The organism is Luteimonas sp. Soil_C_16, assembly GCF_057657295.1.
In genome coordinates, this window is the sequence record NZ_JBDGIS010000001.1 from 470,617 (window position 1) to 496,451 (window position 25,835).

General features: G+C 67.0%; 30 protein-coding genes. 15 read left to right on the forward strand and 15 right to left on the reverse strand.

What is annotated here, in order from left to right; genetic code table 11:
* Positions 1-72 precede the first annotated feature (72 nt).
* From AC3A5T_RS02045 to AC3A5T_RS02075, 7 genes are all read left to right on the forward strand, one after another.
* The gene (locus AC3A5T_RS02045; RefSeq protein ID WP_487627131.1) at positions 73-366 is read left to right on the forward strand and encodes an excalibur calcium-binding domain-containing protein; all 294 of its coding nucleotides are present in this window, start codon (positions 73-75) and stop codon (positions 364-366) included.
* Positions 367-441: 75 nt separating this feature from the next.
* Positions 442-1,485 carry an N-acetyltransferase gene (locus AC3A5T_RS02050; protein WP_487627132.1) on the forward strand — a complete coding sequence of 348 codons (1,044 nt, stop codon included), beginning with the start codon at positions 442-444 and terminating at the stop codon, positions 1,483-1,485.
* Positions 1,457-1,849: an ASCH domain-containing protein gene (locus tag AC3A5T_RS02055; protein WP_487627133.1), complete on the forward strand. Its 393-nt coding sequence runs from the start codon at positions 1,457-1,459 to the stop codon at positions 1,847-1,849. Before AC3A5T_RS02050 ends, AC3A5T_RS02055 begins: the two co-directional genes overlap by 29 nt.
* Before the next feature lie 227 nt (positions 1,850-2,076).
* Positions 2,077-2,340 (forward strand): hypothetical protein, encoded by a 264-nt coding sequence (locus AC3A5T_RS02060; protein WP_487627134.1) that lies wholly within the window; start codon positions 2,077-2,079, stop codon positions 2,338-2,340.
* 91 nt (positions 2,341-2,431) lie between these two features.
* Complete coding sequence (locus AC3A5T_RS02065; RefSeq protein ID WP_487627135.1) at positions 2,432-2,797, forward strand: hypothetical protein; 366 nt, start codon at positions 2,432-2,434, stop codon at positions 2,795-2,797.
* A gap of 52 nt (positions 2,798-2,849) precedes the next feature.
* Positions 2,850-4,670 carry a HEAT repeat domain-containing protein gene (locus AC3A5T_RS02070; RefSeq protein ID WP_487627136.1) on the forward strand — a complete coding sequence of 607 codons (1,821 nt, stop codon included), beginning with the start codon at positions 2,850-2,852 and terminating at the stop codon, positions 4,668-4,670.
* A 143-nt stretch (positions 4,671-4,813) separates the two neighbouring features.
* Entirely contained in the window at positions 4,814-5,350 is a 537-nt protein-coding gene (locus tag AC3A5T_RS02075) for a hypothetical protein (protein WP_487627137.1), read from the forward strand.
* 38 nt (positions 5,351-5,388) lie between these two features.
* On the opposite strand, the gene AC3A5T_RS02080 is transcribed toward AC3A5T_RS02075, so the two are convergent.
* From AC3A5T_RS02080 to AC3A5T_RS02095, 4 genes are all read right to left on the reverse strand, one after another.
* A complete protein-coding gene (locus AC3A5T_RS02080; RefSeq protein WP_487627138.1) occupies positions 5,389-5,646 on the reverse strand; it encodes a hypothetical protein in 258 nt (85 codons plus the stop codon).
* Positions 5,647-5,774: 128 nt separating this feature from the next.
* On the reverse strand, positions 5,775-6,857 hold the full coding sequence (locus AC3A5T_RS02085; protein WP_487627139.1) for a DUF1615 domain-containing protein: 1,083 nt from the start codon (positions 6,855-6,857) through the stop codon (positions 5,775-5,777).
* Between the two features lie 93 nt (positions 6,858-6,950).
* A complete protein-coding gene (locus AC3A5T_RS02090) occupies positions 6,951-8,141 on the reverse strand; it encodes a vWA domain-containing protein (protein WP_487627140.1) in 1,191 nt (396 codons plus the stop codon).
* A 72-nt stretch (positions 8,142-8,213) separates the two neighbouring features.
* On the reverse strand, positions 8,214-9,083 hold the full coding sequence (locus tag AC3A5T_RS02095) for a type II toxin-antitoxin system RelE/ParE family toxin (RefSeq protein ID WP_487627141.1): 870 nt from the start codon (positions 9,081-9,083) through the stop codon (positions 8,214-8,216).
* A 279-nt stretch (positions 9,084-9,362) separates the two neighbouring features.
* On the opposite strand from AC3A5T_RS02095, the gene AC3A5T_RS02100 reads away from it, so the two are divergent.
* Together AC3A5T_RS02100 and AC3A5T_RS02105 are read left to right on the forward strand one after the other, a co-directional pair.
* Positions 9,363-11,033, forward strand: a complete 1,671-nt coding sequence (locus AC3A5T_RS02100; RefSeq protein WP_487627142.1) for a hypothetical protein — start codon at positions 9,363-9,365, stop codon at positions 11,031-11,033.
* Positions 11,026-11,658 (forward strand): hypothetical protein, encoded by a 633-nt coding sequence (locus AC3A5T_RS02105; RefSeq protein WP_487627143.1) that lies wholly within the window; start codon positions 11,026-11,028, stop codon positions 11,656-11,658. The genes AC3A5T_RS02100 and AC3A5T_RS02105 overlap by 8 nt, the downstream gene beginning before the upstream one ends.
* A gap of 88 nt (positions 11,659-11,746) precedes the next feature.
* On the opposite strand, the gene AC3A5T_RS02110 is transcribed toward AC3A5T_RS02105, so the two are convergent.
* The gene (locus AC3A5T_RS02110; protein WP_487627144.1) at positions 11,747-12,193 is read right to left on the reverse strand and encodes a DUF3597 domain-containing protein; all 447 of its coding nucleotides are present in this window, start codon (positions 12,191-12,193) and stop codon (positions 11,747-11,749) included.
* 173 nt (positions 12,194-12,366) lie between these two features.
* Between AC3A5T_RS02110 and AC3A5T_RS02115 the strand changes: the two genes are divergently transcribed.
* The gene (locus AC3A5T_RS02115; RefSeq protein ID WP_487627145.1) at positions 12,367-12,618 is read left to right on the forward strand and encodes a hypothetical protein; all 252 of its coding nucleotides are present in this window, start codon (positions 12,367-12,369) and stop codon (positions 12,616-12,618) included.
* Between the two features lie 41 nt (positions 12,619-12,659).
* Here the strand turns inward: AC3A5T_RS02115 and tam are convergent, their stop codons facing one another.
* Together tam and AC3A5T_RS02125 are read right to left on the reverse strand one after the other, a co-directional pair.
* Positions 12,660-13,421 carry a trans-aconitate 2-methyltransferase gene (gene tam, locus AC3A5T_RS02120; protein WP_487627146.1) on the reverse strand — a complete coding sequence of 254 codons (762 nt, stop codon included), beginning with the start codon at positions 13,419-13,421 and terminating at the stop codon, positions 12,660-12,662.
* Between the two features lie 387 nt (positions 13,422-13,808).
* Positions 13,809-13,949: a hypothetical protein gene (locus tag AC3A5T_RS02125; RefSeq protein ID WP_487627147.1), complete on the reverse strand. Its 141-nt coding sequence runs from the start codon at positions 13,947-13,949 to the stop codon at positions 13,809-13,811.
* Positions 13,950-14,226: 277 nt separating this feature from the next.
* On the opposite strand from AC3A5T_RS02125, the gene AC3A5T_RS02130 reads away from it, so the two are divergent.
* The 3 genes from AC3A5T_RS02130 to AC3A5T_RS02140 all read left to right on the forward strand — a co-directional run bounded on the left by AC3A5T_RS02130 (position 14,227) and on the right by AC3A5T_RS02140 (position 16,064).
* On the forward strand, positions 14,227-14,775 hold the full coding sequence (locus tag AC3A5T_RS02130; RefSeq protein ID WP_487627431.1) for a YdeI/OmpD-associated family protein: 549 nt from the start codon (positions 14,227-14,229) through the stop codon (positions 14,773-14,775).
* A gap of 141 nt (positions 14,776-14,916) precedes the next feature.
* Entirely contained in the window at positions 14,917-15,561 is a 645-nt protein-coding gene (locus tag AC3A5T_RS02135) for a hypothetical protein (RefSeq protein ID WP_487627148.1), read from the forward strand.
* A gap of 110 nt (positions 15,562-15,671) precedes the next feature.
* Positions 15,672-16,064: a barstar family protein gene (locus tag AC3A5T_RS02140; RefSeq protein WP_487627149.1), complete on the forward strand. Its 393-nt coding sequence runs from the start codon at positions 15,672-15,674 to the stop codon at positions 16,062-16,064.
* Positions 16,065-16,068: 4 nt separating this feature from the next.
* Here the strand turns inward: AC3A5T_RS02140 and AC3A5T_RS02145 are convergent, their stop codons facing one another.
* Genes AC3A5T_RS02145 through AC3A5T_RS02155 form a run of 3 tightly spaced genes read right to left on the reverse strand, consistent with a single transcriptional unit; the run spans position 16,069 to position 18,765 of the window.
* A complete protein-coding gene (locus tag AC3A5T_RS02145; RefSeq protein WP_487627150.1) occupies positions 16,069-17,469 on the reverse strand; it encodes a hypothetical protein in 1,401 nt (466 codons plus the stop codon).
* Positions 17,470-17,521: 52 nt separating this feature from the next.
* Positions 17,522-18,028: a nuclear transport factor 2 family protein gene (locus tag AC3A5T_RS02150; protein ID WP_487627151.1), complete on the reverse strand. Its 507-nt coding sequence runs from the start codon at positions 18,026-18,028 to the stop codon at positions 17,522-17,524.
* Positions 18,028-18,765 carry an SDR family oxidoreductase gene (locus AC3A5T_RS02155; RefSeq protein ID WP_487627152.1) on the reverse strand — a complete coding sequence of 246 codons (738 nt, stop codon included), beginning with the start codon at positions 18,763-18,765 and terminating at the stop codon, positions 18,028-18,030. The genes AC3A5T_RS02150 and AC3A5T_RS02155 overlap by 1 nt, the downstream gene beginning before the upstream one ends.
* Before the next feature lie 109 nt (positions 18,766-18,874).
* Here AC3A5T_RS02155 and AC3A5T_RS02160 point away from each other — a divergent pair, with 109 nt between their 5' ends.
* Positions 18,875-19,771, forward strand: coding sequence for a LysR family transcriptional regulator (locus AC3A5T_RS02160; protein WP_487627153.1), 897 nt, complete (start codon positions 18,875-18,877; stop codon positions 19,769-19,771).
* A gap of 175 nt (positions 19,772-19,946) precedes the next feature.
* On the opposite strand, the gene AC3A5T_RS02165 is transcribed toward AC3A5T_RS02160, so the two are convergent.
* The 4 genes from AC3A5T_RS02165 to dbpA form a co-directional block, all read right to left on the reverse strand.
* Entirely contained in the window at positions 19,947-20,420 is a 474-nt protein-coding gene (locus AC3A5T_RS02165) for a hypothetical protein (protein ID WP_487627154.1), read from the reverse strand.
* A gap of 94 nt (positions 20,421-20,514) precedes the next feature.
* On the reverse strand, positions 20,515-21,090 hold the full coding sequence (locus AC3A5T_RS02170) for a hypothetical protein (protein ID WP_487627155.1): 576 nt from the start codon (positions 21,088-21,090) through the stop codon (positions 20,515-20,517).
* A gap of 26 nt (positions 21,091-21,116) precedes the next feature.
* Positions 21,117-22,313 carry a glycosyltransferase gene (locus AC3A5T_RS02175; RefSeq protein ID WP_487627156.1) on the reverse strand — a complete coding sequence of 399 codons (1,197 nt, stop codon included), beginning with the start codon at positions 22,311-22,313 and terminating at the stop codon, positions 21,117-21,119.
* A 31-nt stretch (positions 22,314-22,344) separates the two neighbouring features.
* Entirely contained in the window at positions 22,345-23,736 is a 1,392-nt protein-coding gene (gene dbpA / locus AC3A5T_RS02180; RefSeq protein WP_487627157.1) for an ATP-dependent RNA helicase DbpA, read from the reverse strand.
* Positions 23,737-24,120: 384 nt separating this feature from the next.
* Between dbpA and AC3A5T_RS02185 the strand changes: the two genes are divergently transcribed.
* Complete coding sequence (locus tag AC3A5T_RS02185) at positions 24,121-24,477, forward strand: endonuclease domain-containing protein (RefSeq protein WP_487627158.1); 357 nt, start codon at positions 24,121-24,123, stop codon at positions 24,475-24,477.
* Positions 24,478-24,652: 175 nt separating this feature from the next.
* Here AC3A5T_RS02185 and AC3A5T_RS02190 read toward each other — a convergent pair whose 3' ends face one another.
* Positions 24,653-25,834, reverse strand: coding sequence for a glutathionylspermidine synthase family protein (locus tag AC3A5T_RS02190; RefSeq protein WP_487627159.1), 1,182 nt, complete (start codon positions 25,832-25,834; stop codon positions 24,653-24,655).
* Between the last annotated feature and the right edge of the window lies 1 nt (position 25,835).

Below are 25,835 nucleotides of genomic sequence, written 5' to 3' on the forward strand. Positions count from 1 at the left end.
GTTCGCGCTTGCAAAAAGCCCCGCCCGCGGTAATCGCCGCCGCCTTTCGCCACAGACCAGGAAGAACTCGTCATGCGCTTTCTGATCGTGCTGTTGCTCATCGCTGCCGCGTGGGGCGGCTATCGCCACTTCCATGCGGCCGAATCTGTGGCGATCACACCGATCGCCGCGACCGCCACGCCATCACGCGCCGCATCGACGCGTGTATCGCCGACACCGGCCCAGCGCTTTAGCTGCGATGGACGCCAGCACTGCTCGCAGATGCAGTCATGCGAGGAAGCGACGTTCTTCATTCGCAATTGCCCGAATACGAAGATGGATGGGAATAACGATGGGGTGCCGTGTGAGGCTCAGTGGTGTGGGTAGAAGATAATCTGGATCCGTTACTTAACGACTCGCTATTTTCCTGGATGGCAACACCAACAATGAGTGGAATCCCAAATGCTGACAGCTAAGAAATTTGGAGACATCAACTTATCCGATCCGTTCTTTGATTCTCTTAAATTAGATTACGTAGAATTCTCAGAATGGTTCGGCCGCAAAGAGAATGAAGACGCTTACGTATTTGAGTCGGATTCGGGTTCTATCGAAGGGTTCCTGTACTTGAAGTCAGAAGACGGCCCAATAACTGATGTAACTCCGCCCCTGCCCTCCAAGACGCGCATAAAAGTTGGTACATTCAAGATCAACTCTCATGGGACAAAGCTTGGCGAGAGATTTATCAAGAAAATATTTGATCACGCAATCGCCAACCAAGTTGACGAGGTTTACGTTACCGCTTTCGCAAAACACGCGCCTCTTATAAGAATTTTACAGCGATACGGATTTTTTCCCTCCGCAAAAAAAATCACCGAAAATGGCGAGGAAATCGTACTGATTAAGCAGTTTGGCGCTAATCATCCAGACTCACTTCTACGCTACCCTCAGATTGAAAAATCGAGCCGCTCATTCTTGCTCTCACTTTGGCCCCAATGGCACACTCGACTATTGCCCGACTCGATCCTCCGGAATGAATCCGCCAATATCGTGGAGGATGTTTCTCATGCAAACAGCATTCATAAAGTTTATCTAGCCGGCATGGGCGGAATGGAGGTGCTCGCGCCTGGCGACAATATTGTCATCTACCGAACATCAGACGAGCCGGGGCGCGCTCGCTTTAGAGCTGTCGTTACCTCCGTTTGCGTTGTAGAGGAATACAGAAACATCAATTCCTTCTCAGATGAAGCGTCATTCGTTGCATATTGTGATCCATACAGCGTTTTTACGTCTGCGGAGCTCTCCGATCTCTGGCGGACAAAGCGTTACCCACACGTCATTAGATTTACTTACAATATTGCTTTACCGCGCCGACTTACGAGAGGCTATCTGCTGGATACCGTTGGACTCGACGCAAATGCTTATTGGGGATTCATGCAGCTAAACAGCCAACAGCTCGAAACGATCTTGGAGGATTCAGGTGTCAACGAAAATCTTATTGTCGATTAAGCCCGAGTACGCAGAGAAAATCTTGAACGGAACTAAGAAGTTCGAGTTCAGGCGACGCGTTCATGTTCGCACCGAGGTTGAAGCAGTAATAATTTATGCCACCATGCCCGTCGGCCAGGTAGTCGGCGAGTTCTCGATAAAGTGCATTCATTCGGCAGCTCCCGCAATTATTTGGGATCGAACGAGATCACACTCTGGAATTACAAGAGATTTATATCGACGGTATTTCTCGGGCAGGAAGACCGCACACGCGATCGAGGTTCGAGATGTAAAGAGATATAGCCAGCCTCAGCCGCTTAATAAATATCTTCCAAGTGGCGTCGCCCCACAGTCCTACGCTTACATCTCCGCGACTGCCAACTAATGGATAACAGGGGCGGATAAATGGGTCGGGCTTCCGGGCAAAGGGGTCAGGTCCATCGAGGAATAACGGGGGCAGGTTCACTTGCTGCGTGCGGTCGGTGTCAGCGGGACAAGGTGAACAGTTCAGACGTGCGTGGTCATCCACGCGAATGCAGTGGGTCTTAACGACGCCCGAAATGCCGGCGCTCCGTGCCACCAGCTGTCAGCGCCCATCGATAAGGGTTACGCATGCGACGCATCCTGTTCGGCCTGCTTTGGTTTGTGGCGTTCACCATGCCGCTGCTGTTCGTGCTCAGCACGGTGGTCGCCCTCGTCGCCTGCGAGGGTATCGAGACGTTCGATGGGGGCTACGACTGCGGGAAAGCGGCGGTCGAATCGTTCATGGTCCGGTTCCGCCTGCCTGTCGCGGCTGCTTCGCTGCTGTTGACCGCAGTTGCCACATGGGCCGGGGTGCTGCCCGGCACCCGGCCACGCAGTCGGCGGCGGCAATGAGTCCGTTAACAGGGTTCGATCGAGGCGGCCACGCCCACTTACAGAGTCATCCCGGAAAAGGCATGCCGGAAACGGAGGTCCAGTGCGCTACTTGCTTCTGCTGATCGGGCTTCTGGCCCCGCTGCTCTCCAGCGGTCAATCCGGGCGCTATGGCGACGTGTCCTACAGCCAGCCGCAGGACTGCAGTGTCATCACCCGCGATCAGCGCGCGAACCCGTACGCACATCTGTTCCGCAACATGTGCGAGCAAAGTGACGCGCGGACGAAGCAGAGCGTCGCGCGGATCATGGGGCGGCCGCAGCCGTCGACCCGCGTCTTGAGCGTCCCCGCCCACGGCACCGACGATGCGAAGCGCTATGGCGTTGCCTGCATGGGCGGGTTGGTGATGTTGCGGTTGCCGAACGGCTGGCAGCAGGCGCTCGATGCGGAACATCGCTACTACACGTGCCGCAGTTGAACCAGGTTTCCATGCCAGCGAATTTCCAGTTTCAGTTTCGCCCGGATGCCACATGCGCAAGCTGATCCCGGTCTTCTTTCTGGTCGCAATCGCGACGCCTGCTGAAGGCTGGCGCCCCTCCATGGGCGAGCCTTGCCAAAACGTCGAGACCTGTCTGGAAGCGCAACGCGTTGCCGCCACACCGAACCCGGAACGGCGCGTTCCCAATGCAGCATTCGATTCGGCAAAGCGATTGCTGACGGTTGCTGGCGGGGTGGACGCGCTTGTCGAGCTGCTGTCAGATCCCGATCGGAGAGTCGCGAACAGCGCGGCTTACGGCTTGAGCAACGCGACCGTCATCGATGTGCGGCACCTTCCCGCGATCGTGCGCGGTCTCGATCGGGGGCTGGGCTGGTTACCTCGCGCATTGGCGCGAATCGACTCGAATGATGCCGCGCGAGAGGCAGTCGATCGGTATCTCGTCTCCGAGTCCGGACAGCACAGCCAGGAGTACTACGCGGTCACGGAGAGCGGTGCACGCGCGATCCCCTTCATTCTGGAGCGCGCGCGCTGCCGGAAAACCTGTCCCGAGCAAACGCATGACCTGTTGGCATACGCGCTCGAAGAAATGTCGCCTGAGCGACGCGTTGCCGCGCGACCGCTCATGCAGCTGGTACGAAATCAGCAGGATCGACCGGAAGTCGCGAGCGGAGCGCTGTTCATGATCAGAGCGCTCGGCACAGATGGGCTGTCTATCGAGACCGATCTTCTTCGCGAGTCCGCGAACTCTCCGCATTTACGTCTTCAGATCGAAAACGCGCTGATCGGCATCCATTCGATGTCGTCCGGCGACATTTTCGCGAAGCGCATCAGCGAGCAGGGAGATGAGTTCATGCTCCGCGATCTCGCGGAGGTCGGCGTGGCGGGTCGATCTGCGGGACCCAACGTGACCGCCCTGCTCGACGACGTGTCCGATCAGCGGGTCTGGGCGGCCACGACTTTGGGGTTCATCGGCTATCGCGAGGCGATCCCTGCGCTGATCCAAACACTGGATCAGCCCATCGATCCGCTGCTCGTCTGGGCGTCGGCGAATGCGCTCGCCCGTCTGAATGCACGGGAGGCTTCGGAGGCGCTGGCCCACGTCGCCGACACGCATTGGTATCCACCGGTCCGAGATGCGGCGAAGGATGCCGCGCGCGTGGTCGAGGCGGGTGGTGGCGTGCCGCCTCCAGCGTCGCGGAACGAGTTCTTCCAGCAGTACATGGCCTTCATGGACATCGGTGGGAAACTTCCGGAGTGCGACGAGATCCTGGAGTCCTCACGTGTCGACAACCGCATGCAGAAGCTGCTTTCGGACACGTCGGAAGACGCACTGAAGCGACTCGCCTATCCGACAGTCGTCCTGAGCTATGGCGCCTCCGACGCGCAAGAGCAACTTGACGCCGGCAAGGACATCATCACCGTCGATGCCCGCAACATTCGAGAGCATCGGGAGTCCATCGAGCAGATACCGGATGTCGCCCTGCGCCTGGACAACGGATGGCTCGTCGGCGGTAACCGCGGCGAATGGGGTGGCGAGCTTGTGGTGGTTGGCGACGACGGCACGTTCCAGACGCTGCTCGAGAAGAATGTACGCGATCTGCATCTGGTCGGCGACAGGATCGTGGCGATCGTGGGGCTCGCGCATCTGGGTCTCAACGCGGGATCGTTGTACGAGGTGCATCAAGGACCGGACGGCGCATGGACCGCCAGCATCTGGCGCGTCCTGCCGGGTGCGCCGGTTAGGTCTGAGCCCGTCCAGCCAGATGGTTTGATGATCGAGACAGTGCGCAAGGGCAGCGTGGTGGTGACGCCAGGCGGCGAGATGCGGATGGCGCGCTGCAGAAGCTCGTGACCGCCGATGTCAGTCCGAGGTTTCCTTTGACGTGTAACGGTGACGCGTGCACCCCAGGTCGCGACGTCGGGGGCGCGTCCCTCGTCGAAGGCCTCCGGGGCAACTGACGGAAGAATCCACCAGATGACAGGAGCCTGCATACGATGCAGCTGACACCCTTCCTCTCCCGCGTCCTCGCGGCGTTATCTGTGACGGTGCTGCTGGCCGCCTGCAGTACCCGTGGAGACGTTGTCTCCCAGGAATACATGACGCTCGAACTGGACGGGCGGAACCTTGTGCTGCCCGTGTCCATCACCGCGCTTGCGTTCGGCTCCACGCGACGCGTGGACACGCTCACGGTCGGTGCCCGCGAAAGGGAAGACCTGCGATCGCAGGGCTTCTCCTTCCAGCTTGGCGGCGGCAACCTTCGCCCCGGCACCTACACCGCTGGTGACAGCGTGTTGCGTGCGAACTATCACGGCGAAATGGCTGGCGATACAGGACGTGCGGTCTATGCGGCCGATGGATCGGCCGGCACCCGCTTCACGGTGACGCTGACGGCGATCGGCAGGGACGGCGTGCAGGGCACGCTCTCCGGCACGCTCCTGCGTCAAGGTGGCGGCCCCGGTCCCGAGCTGATGACGGTGTCGAACGGTCGGTTCGCCGCGCGCTATCACCAGGATGCAGGCGGCGACCGCTAGCGACGCCGGCCACCGGGTCAGGTTCGCTTACCCGCGAATCAGCGCTGACGGCGCGCCTGGAATTCGGCCTCGGCCTGCGCGATGTCCTTGAGCTTGAGTTCGCGCTGGTGGTCCGCCTTGCGCAGCGATTCGCGCGCTTCCTTGATCACTTCCTGCGCCAGGCTGTGGCTGGTGTGATGGCGCTTCATGTCGATCGCGGTCGCCAGGCGCTGATGGGCCAGCCGGATGTTCCGGTCGACGCGGAACAGGGGCGAGTTGGAGTTCTCGGTCAGCGGCGGGTCGTAGGTCTTCTTCATGGGGTGTCTGCGTGATCAGGACGGCACGATAGCCGGCTTGTCCCGGCGCCGCACGCGTATCGCCTCGATGACGTGATCGAAACGACGTGTGCAATGCGCGCATCCGTATGGGCGCCGCGCGGCGTGCGTCACCGCTGCATGCAGCGTTCCCAGCGTTCCTGGACGCGGTTGGCAAACCACGCGGTGGTCAGGGTGCGGGTGATCTTGGGGCTTTCGAGCACGATGCCGGGCAGCACGGCGCGTGGCAGCGCGCGTCCGGCGGCGGTGTCGGCCAGTGCGAACACGCGGCGGTAGAGATCGGTGTCCTCGAACCCGTGTTCGCCGCCCTGCGCCAGCGCGCGGCGGATCTGCGCGGCGTCCATGCCGATGCGGCCGCCCAGCGCGCGCACGGCGCGTTCGGTGGCGCCGGGGGCGTCGAGATTCGCGCCCGGCAGCAGCAGGTCGCCATCGAGCGCGAGGTCGATGCCGGAGGCTTCGGTGACGGCGTTCTGGAAGGCGGCGTTGCGGCTGGCGTACCAGCCGGCGTTGAAGTCGGCGAAGCGGTACAGCGGCGTGTCGTAGTTCGCGGGATAGCCCAGCAGATGCGTGGTGCCGAAGTACAGGCCGCCGCGCCGGGTGAACACTTCGTGCCGGATGTCGCGCTCCACCGGATACGGGTAGCCGCGCGCGTGGGTCTGCGCGAAGTCGATACGGACCTGCATCGGCCCGCCGGTGCGCACGGGGTTGTGGTCGGCGAACAGACGGCGGCCCAGCGGCACCATGGAGATGAAGTCTTCGTAGAGTTCGCTCAGATCGCGCTCGGTGCGCACGCGTTCGAGCCGCTGCGCGTAGGTGCGGCCATCAGGCGATTCGAGGCGCAGCGCGGCGTTGAGCAGGAAGTCCGGCACGTGCACCGCGGCGGCGCGGCGCTCGATCTCGGTGCGCGCGAGTTTCGGCAGGCCCGGCACCGCGGGATCGGCGGTGTAGGTGCTCTCCTGTTCGGTCACGGCGAGCACGGCGCACAGGTGTTCGCTGGTGGGCGCGATGTCCTGCGCGGTGAGCGCGACATAGACGTCGTTCGCCCAGCCCGCGCGATCGTCGAGGCGGGCCGGCAGCTTGCGCAGGATCTCGGCGCGGACGTCGTCGGGGCTGCGCTGCATCTGCAGCGGCGCCTGGCTGGCGCAGCCGGCGAGCAGGCACAGCGCGGTCAGGGCACACAGGGTCCGGGTCATGGCAGGCGCTTTGCGGCGAACGGTGCGGCATCGTCGCAGACCATCTGCCGTGCGCGTCGATCACGCGCGGCGGCAGTCATGCGACTGACAGGATCACCGCGTCTCGCCGTCGCGCGCGTCCTGCGTGGCCGCTTCGCGATCCGCATTGGCGGCGTCCACGCCGGCTTCGAGCGCATTGCTGGAACGCGACACCGCAGCGTCGTATTCGGCCCTGGCGGGTCCGATGAGGCCCTCGCGCTTTTCGCTGGCCCGACGGATCGCGTAGTCGAACTGTGCTGCTGTCGCGCGGCCGGCGTTGCGGTCGGTCGTGGCGGCGCCGATGACGGCGTTCGACTCGCGGACTGCCTTGCCGACGATGCAGTTCAGGCGCGTGGAGTGCGTGCCGACGGTGCGATTGAACGACGCCGACGCAGCGCCGATACGGCAGTTGAAGCGCGCACTGATCGCAGCAAGGCGGCGGTTGAACAGGGCAGTGAGATCGTCGCGGTTCTGCGCGGCGAGGTATTCGCCGCCGCCAGCTTCGGCGACGCTGCGTAGCTGCTGTTCGGCCTGCGCATCGACGTCGAAGCCGATCACGTTGACGACCACGCCGATGTCGCTGGCCTGCAGCGCACGCGCCGCGGCGACGGGATCGCCGTCGCAGGTTTCGATGCCGTCGGAGACGAGATAGACCACGTTGCCGTCGCTGTTCGCGCCGCCATCGGCGAAGTCGCGTGCGGCGGCCTGCAGGGACGCGGCGATCGGGGTGAAACCGCTGGGCTGGAACGCGCGCACGGCGGTTTCGAACGCGGCCGGGTCGCGCGGTGCGAACGGCTGCACGAGTTCGGTGGCGCGACAGGACTCGGGCTTGTCCTGTTCGCGGTTGCCGCCGCGGTGACCGTAGACGCGCAGCGCGACCTGAGCGTCGCCTTCGATGCGGCGGGCGAAGTCGAGCAGCGCGTCCTGCGCGATCACAAGCTTGGTTTCGCTGCCCTGGCGGCCGGCCATCGAGCCGGACGCATCGAGCATCAGCAGCACGCGACGGGGCGCTGCCGGCATCCCGGCGACGGTGTCGTCGGCGCAGGCCTGCGCATCGGGCGACTCGGCCTGCGGGCAGGTTGCGATGTCTTCGCCGTGCGTGGCGACCAGGCCGTCGTAGTAGCTGCGCAGCGCGGGATCGTCTGTGGCCGCGGCGGCCGGTGCGTCGGGCGTGGCGGAAGACGCGGCGGTGTCGGATCGGCTGCAGCCCGCGGACAGGCAGGCGGCGATCACGAGGGCCAGCAGGTGGCAGGCATTGCGCGGCATGCGGCGTCTCCGGTGTGGACGCGCAGTGTGCGGCCGGGCCGTCGCGACGCGATCAAGACAGCCGCGGGTGGATCAGCGGTACGGCCCCGGCCCGCGCCAGACGACTTCGCCGCGGCGGTAGACGCGGTGGAAGCCGATGACTTCGCGCGAATCGCGGATGTTGGCCATCGCCGGATCTTCCGGGGCGAGCATGCGGCAGTCGCTGGACTCGCGGCGCAGCGCGGTTTCCAGCGGGCAGACCATGTAGTCGCGGGTGCCCGGCAGCGGGATGAAGAGTTCGGTGACGCCTTCGTCGCGCCATTCGCGCAGACGGGTTTCGCTGGTGGTGTCGTAGACCACCTGGTAGCCGCCGACTTCGAGGCTGGGCTGGTCTGACGTGGAATCGCGGCCGAGGCCGCGGCCGATCTGCGCGGTGCGTTCACGACCGGCGTTCACCGGCGCGGTGGCCTCGGGCAGCATGCCGGGCGGCTGGCCCCAGGTGCGCGCGCGACGCTGGGCATCGGGCGGGCTGGCGGCGGCCTGCGACTGTACGGGCTGCGGCGGTGTCGCCGGGGCCGGCGGCGCGGGACGCGGCGGGCGCACTTCGGTGAGCGCTTCGATGGGCGCGGGTTCGTCGGGCGGCACCGGTTCGGCGGCCTCCTCGACGCGCGTGGTCACCACGCGCGAGGTCACGGGCGCGGCCTGCGTGGGCGGCGTCTGCGGCGGCGGGCTCGCGATCGGCGCGGTCACCGGCTGCGGCGGGGTGATGCCGATGTACTGCACCGCCATCGGGCTGCCGGCCGACGAACCCTGCGGCGTCTTGAAGACGATGGGCTGGGAGGTCAGCAACAGATACGCGAACAGCACATGCAGCACCGCGCTGACGCACGCGGCGAACCACGGCTGCAGACGTTCGATGCGGGACGGGGCGCGTCCCTCCGGACGGCGGAACGCCTTGCTCATGCCGCCTGCAATGCGTCGGAGGTGCGGGCCTTCATGCGGAATCTGGAGGTGCGGCGTGGGGACCGGCATCGTAACGCGAGCGGGTGTGCAAACGCGGGCGTGCAGGGGTTGTGATCCAGCGGTGGTGCAGGTCCGAGGGCGCTTCGGCGCGCGTGGCAGCGCGGATGGCGCACGTGGTCACCTGAACACCATGCGTTGCCCCTAGGGGCGGCCCCACTGGGCGACGTGACGGGCAAATTGCACGCTGACGACACGTCCCGCGCGCGCCAGGTTCCGGCCATGACCAATCCCCTGTCTTCCGCCACGAATACGCTACTCACCCACTACGATCGCGCCGCCGCTGCCGACACCGGCTTCTTCAGCGACGCCTCGCGGATCACCACCAGCGATCTCGAGGCCCTGATCGCCGACGGGTCGACGCCGCAGGATCTGCGTGAGGCCGCACAGTTCCTGCTCGACAGCGCGGTCTCGCAGCGCTATCTCGATACCGCCAACGGGTCCGGTGGATTCGATGGGCGCATCAGCCGCGACGATCTGCAGTCGGCCGCGCAGGAGCTGGCGGGACCGGGCGCGTACAACGCCCTGCTCGACACCGCGGCCGGACAGCGGTCTTCGGCCTGGAATCCCTTTTCCGCCGCGCGCGACGGCAACGTGGGTGATGCCGACATCGCCGCCGCCCTCGCCGATCCCGGCGTGCCGCAGGAGGTGAAAGACACCCTGCAGCTGCTGCAGCAGTCCGGCGACACCACGCGTGCGAGCGAACTGCTGCGCAGCCTGACGCCCGAAGGGGCTGCGGCGGCGAGCGCGCTGCAGAACACGCCGGCCTACGCGGCGCTGCCGGATGCGGACCGCGCACTGGTCGCGCAGGCGTTCGTCGATTCAGGGGCGTCGACGTCGGTCGCGCGCGATCTCGCCACGCTGGTCGGCGATCCCTCGTTCCAGGCGATGACGCCGGCGCAGCGCACCGCCGCGCTGAGCGAAGCGGCGCTGTTGCAGACGCCGGAGTTCAAGGCGCTGTCGCCGGCGGACCAGCGCCTGGTGACCGAGGCCCTGGCCAACCGCACGCCGGGCGACACCGGTCTGCCGGCCGCACTCAAGACATTGATCGAAAGCGCGGACTTCCAGTCGAGCGACCAGTTCGGCGCCGACGAGCGCACCGCGCTGCTGAGCCAGGTGCGCAACTATCCCGATTCGCGCTCGGTCGAGAACCTCGGCCAGTTGATCGGCAAGGACTGGTTCCGCGAGTTCGATCTGGGCGACAGCCAGCGCGCGTTGAAGGCGGTGGCCTATCTGTCGCAGAACGATGCCGGCGACATGACCATCATCGACAACACGCTGGATCTGTTCCTGGCCGATGACGCGCCGTACCGCTTCGACTTCGGCGAGACCTCGGCCTACGGCTCGGTGCCACCCGAGCCAGGCGACCTGTTCCAGATGAACCGTGCGTACATCGGCGCCGACAACAATCCGGTCGACATGTCGGCGAACTCCACGCGTTCGGGCGAACTGCGGGTCATCGGCCACACCTTCGTGCACGAGGTGAACCACATGCGCAACTGGGACAAGAGTCTGTCCCTCAACTCGTCGTACGGGTTCCATGAGGAATACCGCGCGTTCTACGTCGGCTCGCAGGCACAGCACGGCCGCACGCCGACGGTCGCGGACGTCATCGACCGCGTGGCCGGCTTCGTCAACGTGGACGGCAGCTACGACCACCTCGCCGCGCTGCTGGATGCGAAGGGCGCGGATGCGCAAGGAATCGTGGATCATCTCAATACGATTCTCGGGCGCAGCGATCTGACGGTCGACAACGCCCGTGCCGAGGTCAACGCGCTGGTGCAGGCGAAGAAGGAGGCCGAAACCAATGGCACACCCTTGCCGCCGGAGCTGTCACAGTCTGCCGGCGTCACCACCGGGCCCGAGGGCACGAACAATCTGACCAATGCGTAAGCTGATCCACGCCGCCGGCTGTTGTCTGTTGATCGTCGCCCCGAGCGGGTGCGCGCAGCAGGCGGCTGCGCCCGCGGCCACCCCAACCGAATCGACGGCGGAGACGATGGACGAGACCAGCAAGCGCGTGGCCGAAGTGGCCGCGGACGCCAATGGATGGCAGGTGGCGGATGTCGTGGTGACCGACGTGCCGGACGGCGCTGCAGGTGCATGCCGTCTGGTGGGCGTGCGCTCGAACAATGTGCTGTCGGCCTCGACCAAGACCTATGCGGTGCTGCACGACGACGAAGTCGTCGGCCGTGGCGACGCGGATGCGCTGACGCGCGTGCTCGACGCCTGCGGCGACGAGGCGAGCCCGACGCTGTGGGCCGAGGCGGTGGCCGCATTCGGCGAGAACGTGCCGCCGGGCCGCGTGCCCAGGACCGAGGCGAACATCTCCAGTGATGCGCACCGCGGCGCGATCGAGCGCGGTGGCTACCGCTTCCATCCGCCGCAGTTCGCGGCCGATGGCGCGGTCGAGTTCTTCATGACCGATGTCGAAGGCGGCCAGCTGTTCGAGGTGCGCGCGGCGCGCGGCGCTGATGGCGCGATCGATGTGGTGGTGAAGCCTGCCGGGCGCGGCTGATCGCGTCACGCGGTCGGGATCGACTGAAACGCAGCGGGCCGGCGCGTGTGCGGCGCCGGCCCGTTCTTCTACATGGCGCTTCGAGCGGTCAGTCCTTCAGATCGTCCGGCACCTTGCCGCCGTTCTCGGCCAGCTTGCGCATCACCGCTTTGTGCAAGGCGATGTTCTGCTCGGCGCTGCCGTGCGCACCGGCGTTGACGTCGAGCTCGGCCGCGAGTTCCTTACGCGCCTCGAGGTTGGAATCGAGATCGAGCAGCTTCAGCAGGTCGACGATCGAACGGCGCCAGTCGCTGGCACCGCCCTTCTCGGCGGCGAGCGCGGTCAGCACCGCTTCGACATCGACCGGCTCGGCCGGCTGCGCGGGCGCAGTCGCGGTGGGCGCCGGGTTGTGCGACGGCGGCGACACCTTGGGATCGTTCTCGCTGCCGGTGAAGATCACGGCCGCCGGCTTCGCAGGCGCGGCAGGCTTGGACGTGGGCGCGGGTGCATCTTTGCGACCGAAGATGCGGTCGGCGATTTTCGAGAACAGGCCCATGCGGGTCACTCCGTTGAAGGGAACAGCGAGTGTGTGGCCGCGTTCGCAAAGGACGCATGAAAGAATCGTGCGGTTGGGATGACGCTTCACCTCAGGCGTTAGTCTGGGGGCTGATTCCTGCGTCGACCGGTCGGTCGCGCAGGCGCGATCCACTTCATCGACAGGAGATTCGAATGGCTCTGGTGCAATGCAAGGAATGCGGACGTGAGATCAGCGACCGGGCGATCGCTTGCCCGCAGTGTGGCGACCCCAAGCGCATGGCGTCGTCATCCCGGGGCATCCGGATCCTGCTGGGCGTCCTCGTATCCGTTCTGGTGCTGATGTTCGCGGCCGGCATCCTGTTCGCGTGGCTCGCGCCGAAAGCGTCGACGCCCGTGGATGTCTATATAGATGATCTGGAACGCACGTCCGCGCCGCCACGTTGAGCGGCGCCTGATTCACGCATGCGTGTACTACGCCTTGTTCGTTAGACCTGCGCGACGACGAACAGACGCGGAAACGGCAGCAGCACGCTGCCATCTGCCTGTGCGGGCATCGCGCGCATGATGCCGTCGAGATAGGCGCTGAGAAATTCATTGCGCTCGACGTCGTCCAGCGGCGCGAGATAGGGGCCGAGTGCGGAGCCCTTGAACCATTCGACGACGGCGGCGTGATCGGCCAGCGGATGGAAGTAGGTCGTGCGCCAGATGTCGACACGGCTGCACAGCGGCGTCAGCAGTGCGTGGTACCACGCGGCGTCGTGGCGTTCGGGATGCTGCACATGGCCGATGCGCGCGGACCAGCGCGACGATGCGGCCAGCGTCTGTGCGACGCGGTGCGGCGGCTCGCCGAGATTGTCCGGCGTCTGCACGGCGAGACAGCCGCCGTCGGCGAGCTGCGCCAGCAACTGCGGGTACAGCTGCGCGTGGTCGGGCAGCCACTGCAACGACGCGTTCGCCAGGATCACGTCGACCGGGCGTTCGGCGCGCCAGCTGGCGATGTCGGCGACTTCGAACGCGACGTCCGGCAGACGTTGGCGTGCGGCGCGGATCATGTCGTCGGCACTGTCGATGCCGAGGATCGTCGCGTCCGAATAGCGCGCGGCCAGCACCTGCGTGGAGTTGCCGGGACCGCAGCCCAGATCGACTGCGTACGCGACGCTGTCGCGCGGAATGGCAGCGACGAGATCGCGAGACGGGCGCGTGCGTTCGTCTTCGAAGCGGCTGTACTGGGTGGCAGACCAGGTCATGCGTGTCTCCGTGCGCGGTGATTGGGCTCCGTCTACAAAACCCGCAGTTCGTCATCCCAGCGCACGCTGGGATCCATTGTGATCTTCACGTCTGCGTTGGATCGTGCGACGACGCAGGACCTAACACAGTGAAGCCGATGGGTTCGCTGCGCTCTACCCATCCTACGGAGGTGCGTGCTGCCTGCCGTCGGCCGCGTCAGCAAGCGTCGAGGGGCGATGCGATCGACAAGTGCTGCAATGGCCCGAACCCTCACCCCAACCCCTCTACCCCGGCGGGCACGTAGTCCCAGAGGGAGAAGGACCGAAGCACGCCTCAAGCCGACCTGATCCGCCCTACAAAAAACGGCGCCATCGGCGCCGTTCTTCCTGACTGCCTGTGCCAGCGCCTCACTTCTTGGACGAAGAGCCCTTGCCGCCACCGGAGGACTTGCCACCGTCCTTCTTCTGCGCGTCTGCGCCCTTGCTGTCACCCGCGCCGGAGCCCGACTTCTGCTGCGGCTTCTTCGCGTCTTTCTGGTCGTTCGCCATCATCTACTCCTGCCGGTGGAATCACCGCCCGGCCAACCTCCTCCCGATGAAGTGACGGCGAGGTCGGTTTGCGCACCAAAATCGCGACCGATGCGCGGCAGGTGTCGGAGCGAACGGGGCACGGCCCGCCAGACCGCTGGCAGAGGGATCGTGCGCGCGTGCCGTCGGGTCTGACGGGCGGGCGGTTGGCGGCCGGCACCAAGTCTCACACGTGGTGCGCGGACGACAGCATCCGTCGCCACATGCGCCGCCCGCGAGGCGGGTTTATCGTCGCGGCATGCCCCCATCCACTCCGATCCGCTGCCAGGTTCGATTGCTGCGACCGGCCACGCCGAAGACCGCGACGTGGACGTTCGTCGTCCTGCCAGCCGCGGCCAGCGCAAGGCTGCCCACGCGCAGCATGGTCACCGTCGACGGCACGCTGGCCGGCCAGCCCCTTCAGGTGACGCTGGCGCCTGACGGCGCCGGCAGCCACTGGTTCAAGGTGGAGAAAAAGCTGCGCGAGGCGGCGGGCGTGGCGGTGGGAGACAGCGTCGAACTCGCGCTGTCACCGGTTGCCGAAGAACCCGAACCGGCCGTGCCCGCCGATGTGCGCAAGGCGCTCGCCGATCATCCGCCCGCGCACACGCAGTGGAAGACACTGACCGCGGTGCAACGTCGCGACTGGATCCACTGGATCACGTCCGGCAAAAAAGCGGAGACCCGGGTGAAGCGCCTGGCGACTGCCTGCGACATGCTGGGCTCGGGCAAGCGGCGTGCGTGCTGCTTCGACCGCTCGGGGATGTACAGCAAAGGGAATATGGGCGCGCCGGCGGCGGCGGATTGAGCGATCAGTGCTGCTGCCGGGTTGGCCGTCGGCGCGTGGCTGGATCAGACGCAGAAATGGATCCCAGCGTGCGCTGGGATGACGCCAAACGCAGTCCCTGCGAACTATCGTCCGTCATCCCAGCGAAGGCTGGGATCCATCTTGATCTTCGAGTCCCAGACGGCGATCCCACGACGGCGCAGCCGGCCGAGGTCCGGCGCTTCGCCGCGCGAGCCGACCGGGTCTCCGCAGCGCATCCACGACACACCTCACCGCCGCCACTGGCCGCATCGCGCCGCAGCCCACGTCTGCTTTCGATGGACGCATTCGAAAACAGGACATCGCATGACCCGCTCGCGGCTTTGCACCCTCGCCCTGTGCTGCGCCCCGTGGCTGGCGTCCTGCATGCCCGCGCCGCCGGTGGTACCGGTCGCGGCCGCTCCGGTTGCGGCGCCTGCTCTCGTCGCGCCGTCCGGCGAGCATGTCGTCTACATTGTGGGGTGCGTGAACTGCCATCACCAGACGCCTAAACAGATCATCAACGCGCCGCCGCTGCTGCTCGCCAAAGGCTATTCGCCGGCCGAGTTCACCACGCTGCTGCGGACCGGCGTCGCGCGCGACGGGCGCGATCTGTATGCGCAGGGCAGTCTGATGGGCATCGTCGCGCGGGAGCAGCTGTCGCATCTGAGCGATGCGGAGATCGGCGCGATCCATGCCTTCCTGCGCAACGACTGGACCGCGGCGCGCGCGGCGGTGGAGGAAGCCAAGATCGCGACGTTCCCGCCGCCGACGTTCCACAAGAACTGAGGCGCGCACCGTCGGATCCGATGCGAGGGCTGCATCGATCGTGCGGGCGGCAATCAGCCGGCGACGGCACCGTCGATGCGATGATCGCCGGCCCCGGACCGACCGCCGCCATGACCCGCATCCTGACCCTCGACGGCAGCCGCATCCACGATCTCGCGTCGTTCTACGACGAGGTCAACCGGGTGTTCATGGCCGGCGTCGACTGGCCGCTGGGCCACAGCCTCGATGCGCTCGACGACATGCTCTACGGCGGTTACGGCGCGCTCGACGGCGATGCACCGGCGACACTGGTCTGGACCGACTTCGCGCACAGCCGCGACGCGCTCGGCATCGACGCCACGCGCGCCTGGCTGCAGGACAAGCTCGACACACCCGGCCGCTACGACAAGGCGCGCCTCCGGCGCGACCTCGATGCGCTCGAGGCCGGCAGTGGTCCGACGTTCTTCGATCTGGTGCGGGAGATCATCGCCGCGCATCCGAACATCACACTCGACGCGCGCTGACGACTCAATCCCGCTGCACGCGCTCGGCGATCTGCGGGATGAACCAGAACGGGATGCGGTACTCGCGGCGCCGCTGTTTGCCGGTGTCGCCGCCGTCGGCGTTCCACACCAGTTCGAGCGTGTGGCGGCCCGGCTGGCGGTCGCCGAGCGGGATGTAACCGACGAGGCCGCGCATGCCGAGATCGCGACGTTCGATCGGCACGAAGTCGGCGAGCGGAATCGCGGTGCCGTCGATGGTGACGGTCCACATCGCGGCCATGCAGTCGATGGCGTTGCGGGTGGCGGCGGCGCCTTCGGCGGTGTTGCGGCCGTCGGTCAGCATCGGACACAGGCGGCGTGCGAGTGCGTTGTCGCGCTGCGGCTGGTGCGGGATGAACAACCGCAGATGCGTTTCGGCGATGCGGTCCGACGGGATCATCGGATAGCGCAGCAGGGCATCGTGTTCGGCGCGCATGTTCTCGTAGTGCGCGCCGAGCATGCCGTGGTCGACGGCGTCGTCGGTCACCACCTCGTAGCCCTGCAGCAAGGTGAACTTCATCGAGTTGATGACCTGCAGACCGCCGATCACCATCGCGCCGCCGATCACGAGCGCGTAGACCGCGAGGAACAGGCGGCCGTTGAGATTGCTCTGCAGCGTGAACTGCATCGGCCCGATCAGGCGCTGCGGCACCAGCACGCCGTAGACGCGCAACAGCCGCAGCAGCAGACGACGCAGGCCGTCGCTGGATCGTCCGGCCGCGTCGCGGCGTGCGATCAGTTTCTCGCACACCGCCATCGCCACCGCGCCGGCGATGAACAGCGCGTACAGCACGCCGCCGGTGATCAGCGCGACGCGATCGGCCATGCCGAACAGCGCGCCGACGAGGCTGCCGAGCACCATCAGCACGATGGCGAACACGCCGACGCCGGCGATGGTCAGCGCCATCAGGATGCTCATTGCGAACAGGATCGACGCCATGCGGTCGGCACGGTCGATCGCCTGTCCGATGTCGCCGACGCGCGCGCGCTGGTAGCCGCGCGACACCGGGCCCATCGAGCTGAGCCGGTCCCAGCGCACGCCGTCGGGGAAGGTCGCCTTCAGACCGATCAGCCCGACCCAGTAGCCGCGGATCGCGATGTGGGTCATGAACGCGGCCGCCAGTGCGTAGCTCACGCCCACGCCGACCGCGAAGCCGAACCAGATCGCGTACTGCGCCATGCCGTCGGCGTGGACGGTGTTGGACACCCACGCGTCGAACAGCCGCCCCGGCACGGTGAACAGACCGAACACCAGCAGGCCGGAAATCAGCAGTTCGAGTTCGTCGCTGCGCTCGCGCAGGCGCTCGAAGCTGATGCGGCCACCTGGCGTGGCCGGCATCGGCGTGCCGTCGACGGGCCGCGGTGCGGCGTCGGTCTCGTGTTGCATGCGCGGTCTCCCCAGATCCGGAGGGCGAGTGTAGCCGCGCGCGGTGACGCGTTCAGCTCGGATCGAGCAACCGCGCGAGCGCCCAGGTGTCGAGGAAGGCGGTCGCGCGCACGATGCGGCCGTCGGCGAGTTCCAGATGCCAGGCGTAGTGATTGCGGTACGTGCTGCCGTCGCGCGCGGTGGCGCTGCCCTGCCACAGCACGACCACATGCGCGCCGTCGGCGACGATGCGCGTGACCTCCGGCACGATCGGCGTCGCGAGTCGCGCGGTGATCGGCGCGACCGCTTCGTCGAGGAACACCTGCTTGGAGCGGTACGTGCCCGAGACCGGACTGTCGCCGGCAACGGTCCACACGACATCGTCAGCGAGCAGGTCGAACACGCTGCCCTGCCCGAGTCGCCAGGCCTCGAATGCGGCGCGGATCTGCGCGGCGTTGTCGTGGATGGCGGTCTGCGCCTGCGCATCCCCGGCGTGCGCGGACACCACCGGCACCGCGAGTCCCATCGCGATCGCGAGGCCGGCGAGCCGGCAGCAACGCGGCACGGTGCGGGCGGCCATCAGTACGGGCTCGCGACGGGACGCACGATCAGCTCGCTGACATCGACGTCGGCGGGCTGGGTCATCGCGAATGCGATCGCGCGGGCGATGGCCTCGGGCTCGATCGTGATGCGGCGGAAATCGCGCATGCCTTCGGCCGCACCGGCGTGGGTGATGGTGTCGGCGAGTTCGGAGGTCGTGGTGCCGGGGCTGACCACGGTGACGCGCAGCGTGGTGGTCTCCTGCCGCAGGCCTTCGGAGATCGCCCACACCGCGTACTTGGTGGCGCAGTAGACGGCCGACGTGGGGAAGACCTGGTGCGCGCCGATCGAGGCGACGTTGATGACGTGGCCGAAGCCCTGCTGTTCCATCGCCGGCAGCACCGCGGCGATGCCGTGCAGCACGCCGCGGATGTTGACGTCGATCATGCGGTCCCACTCGTCGCGCTTGCGCGCCGACAGAGGCGACAGCGGCATGACGCCGGCGTTGTTGACGAGGGCATCGATACGGCCGTGCGCAGCGAGTGCATGGTCGACGAAGGCCTGCATGTCGTCCGCTGACACCACATCCAGCGCACGCGCTTCGGCGCGGCCGCCGGCGGCGGTGATGTCGGCGACCAGAGCGTCGAGACGATCGACGCGACGTGCGCCGAGTACGACGGTGGCGCCACGGGCGGCGAGTTCGCGCGCGGTCGCGGCGCCGATGCCGCTGCTGGCGCCGGTGATCAGCACGATGCGATCGTTGAGGTCCTGCTGCATGGGAGAACTCCTGCATGGGGCGTCTGGGCCCGGTGCAGATACGGTAGACACGGCCCGGTGTCGCGAGAACTCCCTACGCACTGGATGCTGTGGTTAGACTGGCTAACCAATGGATCTCGACCTCAACCTGCTGCGGGTGTTCGTCGCGGTCGCCGAAGGCGACAACTTCCGTGCGGCCGCCGATCGGCTGGGCGTGACCCGCTCGGCGGTCAGCCAGGGCATGCGCAAGCTGGAGGACCGGCTGGGCGTCGCGCTGGTGACGCGCTCCACCCGCAGCGTGCGGCTGACCGAGGCCGGGCACCGCCTGCATCAGCAGATCGCGCAGCCGCTGGCACGGATCGGCGCCGCGCTCGACGACGCACTCGACGACGGTCCGCCGCGCGGCCTGCTGCGTGTCGCGGTGACCTCGATCGCCGAACGTTTCCTGTCAGGTCCGCTGGTCGCGACGTTCGCGCAGGCCTATCCGCAGATCACGCTCGACGTGACCGTGACCGACGACGAATCGGACATCGTCGCCCAGGGCTTCGATGCCGGCGTGCGGCTGGGCGAGGTGATCGAGCAGGACATGATCGCGGTGCCGTTGACCGGACCGGTGCGCCAGGTGGTCGTGGCGACGCGCGGCTATCTGGACGCACACGGCACACCGACGCATCCGCGCGACCTGGTCGCGCACCGTTGCATCGGCTGGCGGCCCGCGCCGGGCGTGGCGCCGTATCGCTGGGAGTTCGTGCAGGACGGGCAGGATTTCGACGTCGCCGTGCAGCCGCAGGTCACAACCAACGACATGCTGCTGATGGTGCGCACCGCACTCGCCGGCGGCGGCCTGACGATCGGCATCGAGGAGACCTTCGCACCGTGGATCGCACGCGGCGAACTGGTGACGCTGCTCGACGACTATCTGCCGCCGTTCCCCGGCTTCTTTCTCTATTACCCCGACCGCCGCAACCTGCCGCCGAAACTATGTGCACTGATCGAGCACGTGCGCATGTTTCGCGGGGAAGATTGAAGCGACGTTGTTTTGGACCGCGCGATCCCCGCATCTCTCCCTCCGGGAGAGATCGACGCGCAACGCGCGTCGAGTGAGGGCGCTGCACGTCAGCGCGCAGCAGACAGCCCCCGACGCCTCATGTCCAGACGCCAAGCGCTTCAGCTGTCCGTATCGAACGAACGCTATTGCTGCGTCAGGACCACATCCCGCCCAGTTGGTTGATCGTCGACAGCGCCAGTCCCTGCGTCGGCGAGGTCGGCGCCTCGGACACGCACGCGCCCAGTCCTTGCGACGCCTGCATGCCGTCGAGCGCACTGCGCGCGGACGCCGCGGCCTCGGTGGCCGCCTGCGCGTAGCTGGCGGCGAATCCCGCCATCGCTTCGGTCGCCGGCGTCGGATTGTTCGCCGCGATGTCGGCCATGGCGGCCGCCGCTTCGACCGCTTCGGCAGCGGCAGCTTCCGCGCGATTGGCCGAGGCTTCGGCCGTGCAGGTGTCGCCTGCAGCGGCGGCGGCCTTGCCGGTCTCGGCTGCGGACACGGCCTCGTTGGATGCGCTGGCGGTGGCGTCCAGACCGTGCTCGGCAGCGGCTTCGGCGGCTGCGCCGCGCGTGTCGTTCGCGCCGTTCGAAGAGTCGGCGCCCGAGACGCCCGATGCGTTGTCGCTCATGTGCTGCGGTCCATGTGCAGTGGGGTCTTCATTTTCTCGACTGCGCGCGGGGCTGGGACCTCGGGTGAACCCGAGGTGCGCCTGTTGCGTTCAGTCATGGTGCGGTGTACGTGCCGCGGTTATGGCCGCCGACGGGTGACGAAACAGCCCACCGTGCGCGCAATGATTCGAGCGTGCGGGCTTCCGCGCGTGCACGCGACATCGATCCGGCGAACGGCACGTTCAACTGCACACGCCCCTCGGGATCCCGCGGAAATCCACCGTGCCGGGACATCAACAGGCGTCGATCCGCTTCCCGCAGATCGACGGTGATCGCAATCGAATGGCCATCTCCGCCATAGCCGCCGTTTGCGTGCGCCGCGATGTCGCCGACCACGCTCCACGCATACTGCAGCCAGTCCGGATCGTCGTTGATCCACAGGCGCCGCGGGATACGGATGCCGTGCGCATCTGCGCCGATCAGGACCCGCTTCGGCCGGCGCCGACAGCGTCTGAACGCCAAGAGAGCCAGACCCAGGACAGCAAGCGAGAAGACAGCCAGCGTGGCCGGCGACAAATCACCTAACGCAGAGGCAACCAGAATGCCTGCGATCCAGATCGCCATCGCGATCGTCGAGACCATCGCAATACACCCACCTGCAGGTTCGCGCACGTCGTAACCGTCGTCCATCGCGCTGCACCTCCATGGCAAGAGGCTCAATCCTGCAGCAGGCGTTCGATCCACGCCACGGCGATCCTGCAGCCATCTTCGTCCCGCATCACGCGCCCCAGTGCGTCGGCCCGGGCACGTATTTCGGGGCGTTCGGCGAAGGCGATCGCTCCCCGTAGGCCGGATGCCGAAGGCCGCCGACCCGACAGCACCCGGTCCGCGATGCCCAGCGCGCGCAGGCGGCCTGCCCAGAACGGCTGGTCACCGGCGAACGGCAGGATCACCGATGGAATCCCGGCGCGGCATGCGGAGTGCGTGGTGCCCGAGCCGCCATGATGGATCGCCAGCGCGCAGCGTGGCAGCAGCCAGTCGTGCGGCACGCTGCCGATGACGTGGACGTTCGCTGGAAGACCGGTGATGTCGATGCCGCTCCAGCCGGGATTGAACAGCACGCGCCGATCGCCGACCGCGTCCAGCAATGCAGCACGCACGCGCGGCACATCGAAGCCGCTCATGCTGCCAAAGCCGGCATAGACCGGCGGCGGACCCGACGCGATCCAGTCGACGAGATCGGCCGGTGGCGTCCAGTCCGTCAACGGCGGCACCCATTGGCCGCAGGCGATCGCGTCATCCGGCCAGTCGTCGATGTCCGGCAGCAGCGCCGGCGAGACGCCATAGAGCACCGGGTGCGCGGTCCACAGCGCCTTGCGGGGCGGCAGCCCGATCGCGACGCGGCCGCGATTCGTCGTCGCGCGGAACGTACGCCAGACCATGTGGTTCACGAAGGCGTGCGAGCTGCGGTTGAGCACGCGCGGCAGACGCAGCGGCGACAGCGGCGAGGTGAACGCAGCGGTCGGACTGATCGGAATCATCATCGCGCCGATCGCAGGCTTGCCCAGCGCCTCGGCCACCGACAGGCCGACGAATGCCGTGAGGCCGGACACGATCACCGCATCGCACCCCGCGCCGAGCGCCATCGCCTGCTGCATCCATTCGGGCGTGCGCGCCTCGACGATACGGATCAGCGCGCGCTCGATCTGGCGCATCGCGCGCATGCGCGACAGCGTGCCGCGGATGTCGCCGGCCAGCGCGGTCGCCGGCACACCGAGCGCGCGGGCGCTGTCGAGCGTGTCGGCATCGCCGAGCAGATGCACCGAGTGCCCGGCGCGCATCAACGCGCAGCCGAGCGCGGCGAGCGGGCGCGCGTCGCCCTCGGTGCCGTAGGTGATGATCAGAAGGCGCATGCGCGCAGTCTCGCGCAGCGCCGGGGGATGATTACGTCGTCTTCAGCGGCTGCACGCGGAAGCGTCGGCCCTTGATCTTACCGTCGCGCAGGTGGTTGACCGCCTGCTGCACCTTGCCGCGCGTGATGGCGACGTAGCTGCGCGTGGCGAAGACATCGATCTTGCCGATCGCGTCCTTGTGCAGCCCGGCCTCGCCGGTCAGCGCGCCGACGATGTCACCGGGGCGCAGCTTGTCGGTGCGGCCGGCATCGATGCGCAGCGTGACCATCGGCGCGGCCGGCACATCGCTGCCCTTGCCGCTGAGCGGCAACAGTTTTTCCCAGCGCAACGGCGCGCCGAACTGCGCTTCGACCAGCGCGGTGCGCGGCAGTTCACGCGGCGTCACCAGGCTCAGCGCCAGGCCCGAGCGGCCCGCACGACCGGTGCGGCCGATGCGGTGCACATAGGTGTCGGCGTCGTGCGGCAGCTCGTAATTCACCACCGCGCCGATGTCCTCGACGTCGAGCCCCCGCGCGGCGACGTCGCTCGCCACCAGCACATTGCAGCTGCGGTTGGCGAAGCGCACCAGCACCTCGTCGCGGTCGCGCTGTTCCATGTCGCCGTGCAGCGCGAGTGCATCGAAGCCGTAGTGGGCGAGCGAACCGGCGACCTCGTTGACGTCGGCGCGGGTGTTGCAGAACACCACCGCCGATTCCGGGCGATGGCGCAGCAGCAGCGCGGCCAGCTGCGGTGCGCGGCGCGACGGTTCGACCTCGTGGAAGATCTGCTCGATCTTCGGCGCCGGCGCGTCACCTTCGACGCCGATCTGCACCGGCTCGCGCAGCATCGCGGTGCCGAGATCGCGGATCCCGTCGGGGAACGTGGCCGAGAACAGCAGGCCCTGTCGCGTCGGCGGCACGCGCTTGACGATGTCGCGGATCGAGTCCTCGAAACCCATGTCGAGCATGCGGTCGGCTTCGTCGAGCACCAGCGTGCGCACGTGGCGCAGATGCAGCGCCTTCTTCTTCGCCAGTTCCTGGATGCGGCCCGGCGTGCCGACGACGACATGCGGCGGATGCGTCAACGTGGCCAGCTGTGGCCCGAGCGGAATGCCGCCGCACAGCAGCGAGAGCTTGAGGTTCGGAATGCCGAGCGCGAGCTTGCGCAGCTGCTTGCCGACCTGGTCGGCGAGCTCGCGCGTCGGGCACAGCACCAGCGCCTGGGTCTCGATGAGGCCGGTGTCGATCTTCTGCAACAGCCCGAGCCCGAACGCCGCGGTCTTGCCACTGCCGGTCGGCGCCTGGGCGATGACATCGCGGCCTTCGAGAATCGGCGGCAGCGATTCGGCCTGGATCGGGGTCATCGACGTGTAGCCGAGGGCATCGACGCCCTGCAACAGGGCGGGCGACAGCGCGAGCGTGGAGAACGGGAGAGGCGTGGTCATACGTACATGATCGCAGGAGTGGGGGTCTTGTATCGGACGAGGTGTGTTGGACGCGGGGTCAGTGCCGGATGGCAGGCCAGTCGCCGGCCTCTTGCCTGCGCGCGTTCAAACCGCTCCGGCGCTGAGGGGCTGCCCCCACCCAACCCTCCCCCGCTGGCGGGGGAGGGCTCCGAGCGCGGCGTCGGGACCATCCAGCACAGCGCGGGACGCGTCCGGGCAATGGTCCGCATGGGCCGACGTACGTCGCGAGCGTCTTGAGCCCTCCCCCGCCAGCGGGGGAGGGTTGGGTGGGGGCAAACCCCACGCTCGCGAGGTCATTGCGCCGCTGGCCTCCGATTCGCGAGAAGCACAGCCTGTCGATCCAGCTTTTGTCGGATATTCGCCATGCGCGCTGGACAACGCAACCTGCTCGCAAAACGCCTGCGACGTGCGATGACGCCTGCCGAGTACGCCCTCTGGCGCCACCTGCGCGGTCGACAGCGCTGCAATCTGAAGTTCCGAAGACAACATCCGATCGGACCGTTCATCGTCGACTTCGCGTGCCTGGAACCCGCGCTGGTGATCGAAGTAGATGGCGGACAACACAACGGCTCGCGATCCGATGCAGCGCGCGATGCATATCTACGTCGATGCGGATTTCATGTGCTGCGCTTCTGGAACGACGAAGTGCTGTCGAATCCGGATGGAGTCTGTCGCGTGGTGGATGCGTGGATCGAAGCGCGGGATGTGCGCATGGATTGAGTCGTGCGTGAGCGGAACGTGTGCCCCCACCCAACCCATCCGGCCCGGCGCAGCGCGCCGGTGGTTCGATCGATCCGCGCGGCATGCCGCGCGAGCGCACCGCTCTTACCCCCGCGCGCGGGGGCGGGCTCTAGCGACACGCCCGCGAGCTCCACTCGCGTTCAGTGCTTCTGCCTCAGGCGTAGAACGTCGCCGGCGCATCCGCTTCGACGATCGCGTGCGGCACGAAGCGCGCACTGTCGCGGGTGATCGGCGAATCGTCTTCGCGGATGCCGATGCCGCAGGCGTGATCGCCGACGATCCAGCTGCCGACCATCGGGTAGTGACCGTCGAACGCCGGCAGCGGATGTGCGGCCTGGCGGATGCCCGGGCCGGCGTAGGGGCCGTCGCTGTGCAGGCGCTGGCCGTCGGCGAGATGCAGTTCGATGTTCGCGCCTTCGCGCGAGTGCAGCGGTTTGCGCACCCAGCCGGCGGGCAGGTCGCCGCCGGTGTCGAACTCGGCCGCGAGCAGGTTCGGATGCCCGCGATGCCGCGCCCACAGCAGCGGCAGCAGGCCCTTGTTGCTGAGCAGGGCCTTCCACGGCGGTTCGATCAGGCGCAGGCCGGACTTGGGCAGCGCGCGGCCGAAGTCGTCGGCGAACAGGTCTTCGAGCGGATACAGCTTGAACAGCGAGCCGATCACCGTGTCGTCGAGATCGGTGTAGCGGCCGTCCTCGGACAGGCCGATGTCTTCGAGCGCGATCGCCGCGCCGTGCAGACCGGCCTGCGATGCGCAGTCGTGCAGGTAGGCGATCGTGCCCTGGTCTTCTTCGGAGTCCCGCACGGCGGCGAACAGCAGCGGCGGCGGCAGGCTCGATGCGAGGTCGGCGAAGCGGTCAACCAGCGCTTCGTGGATCGAATTGAACTGGTCGGCGTCGCGCGGCAGGCGGCCGCTGGCGCGCTGGTCTTCGAGCCACTGCCACTGGAAGAACGCGGCCTCGAACAGCGAGGTCGGCGTGTCGTAATTGAGTTCGTAGAGCTTGGCCGGGCCGGTGCCGTCGTAGGCGAAATCGAGTCGCCCGTAGAGATGCGGCTCGCGGCGGCGCCAGCTCTCGGCGATCCAGTCGCGGTAATGCGCCGGAATCGCCAGTTGTTCCATCAGCGATTCGCTGCCGACGATCTCGTCGACCAGGCCCATCGCCATCTGGTGGATTTCGACGCTGGGGTCTTCGAGGTCGTGCTCGATCTGCGCCATCGAGAACGCGTAGTACGCGCGTTCGTCCCAGTAACGGGCGCCGTCGATGGTGTGGAACCGGAAGCCGCACTCGGCAGCCTGCGCCTGCCAGTCGCCGCGTTCGACGATCGGAATGCGCCGCACC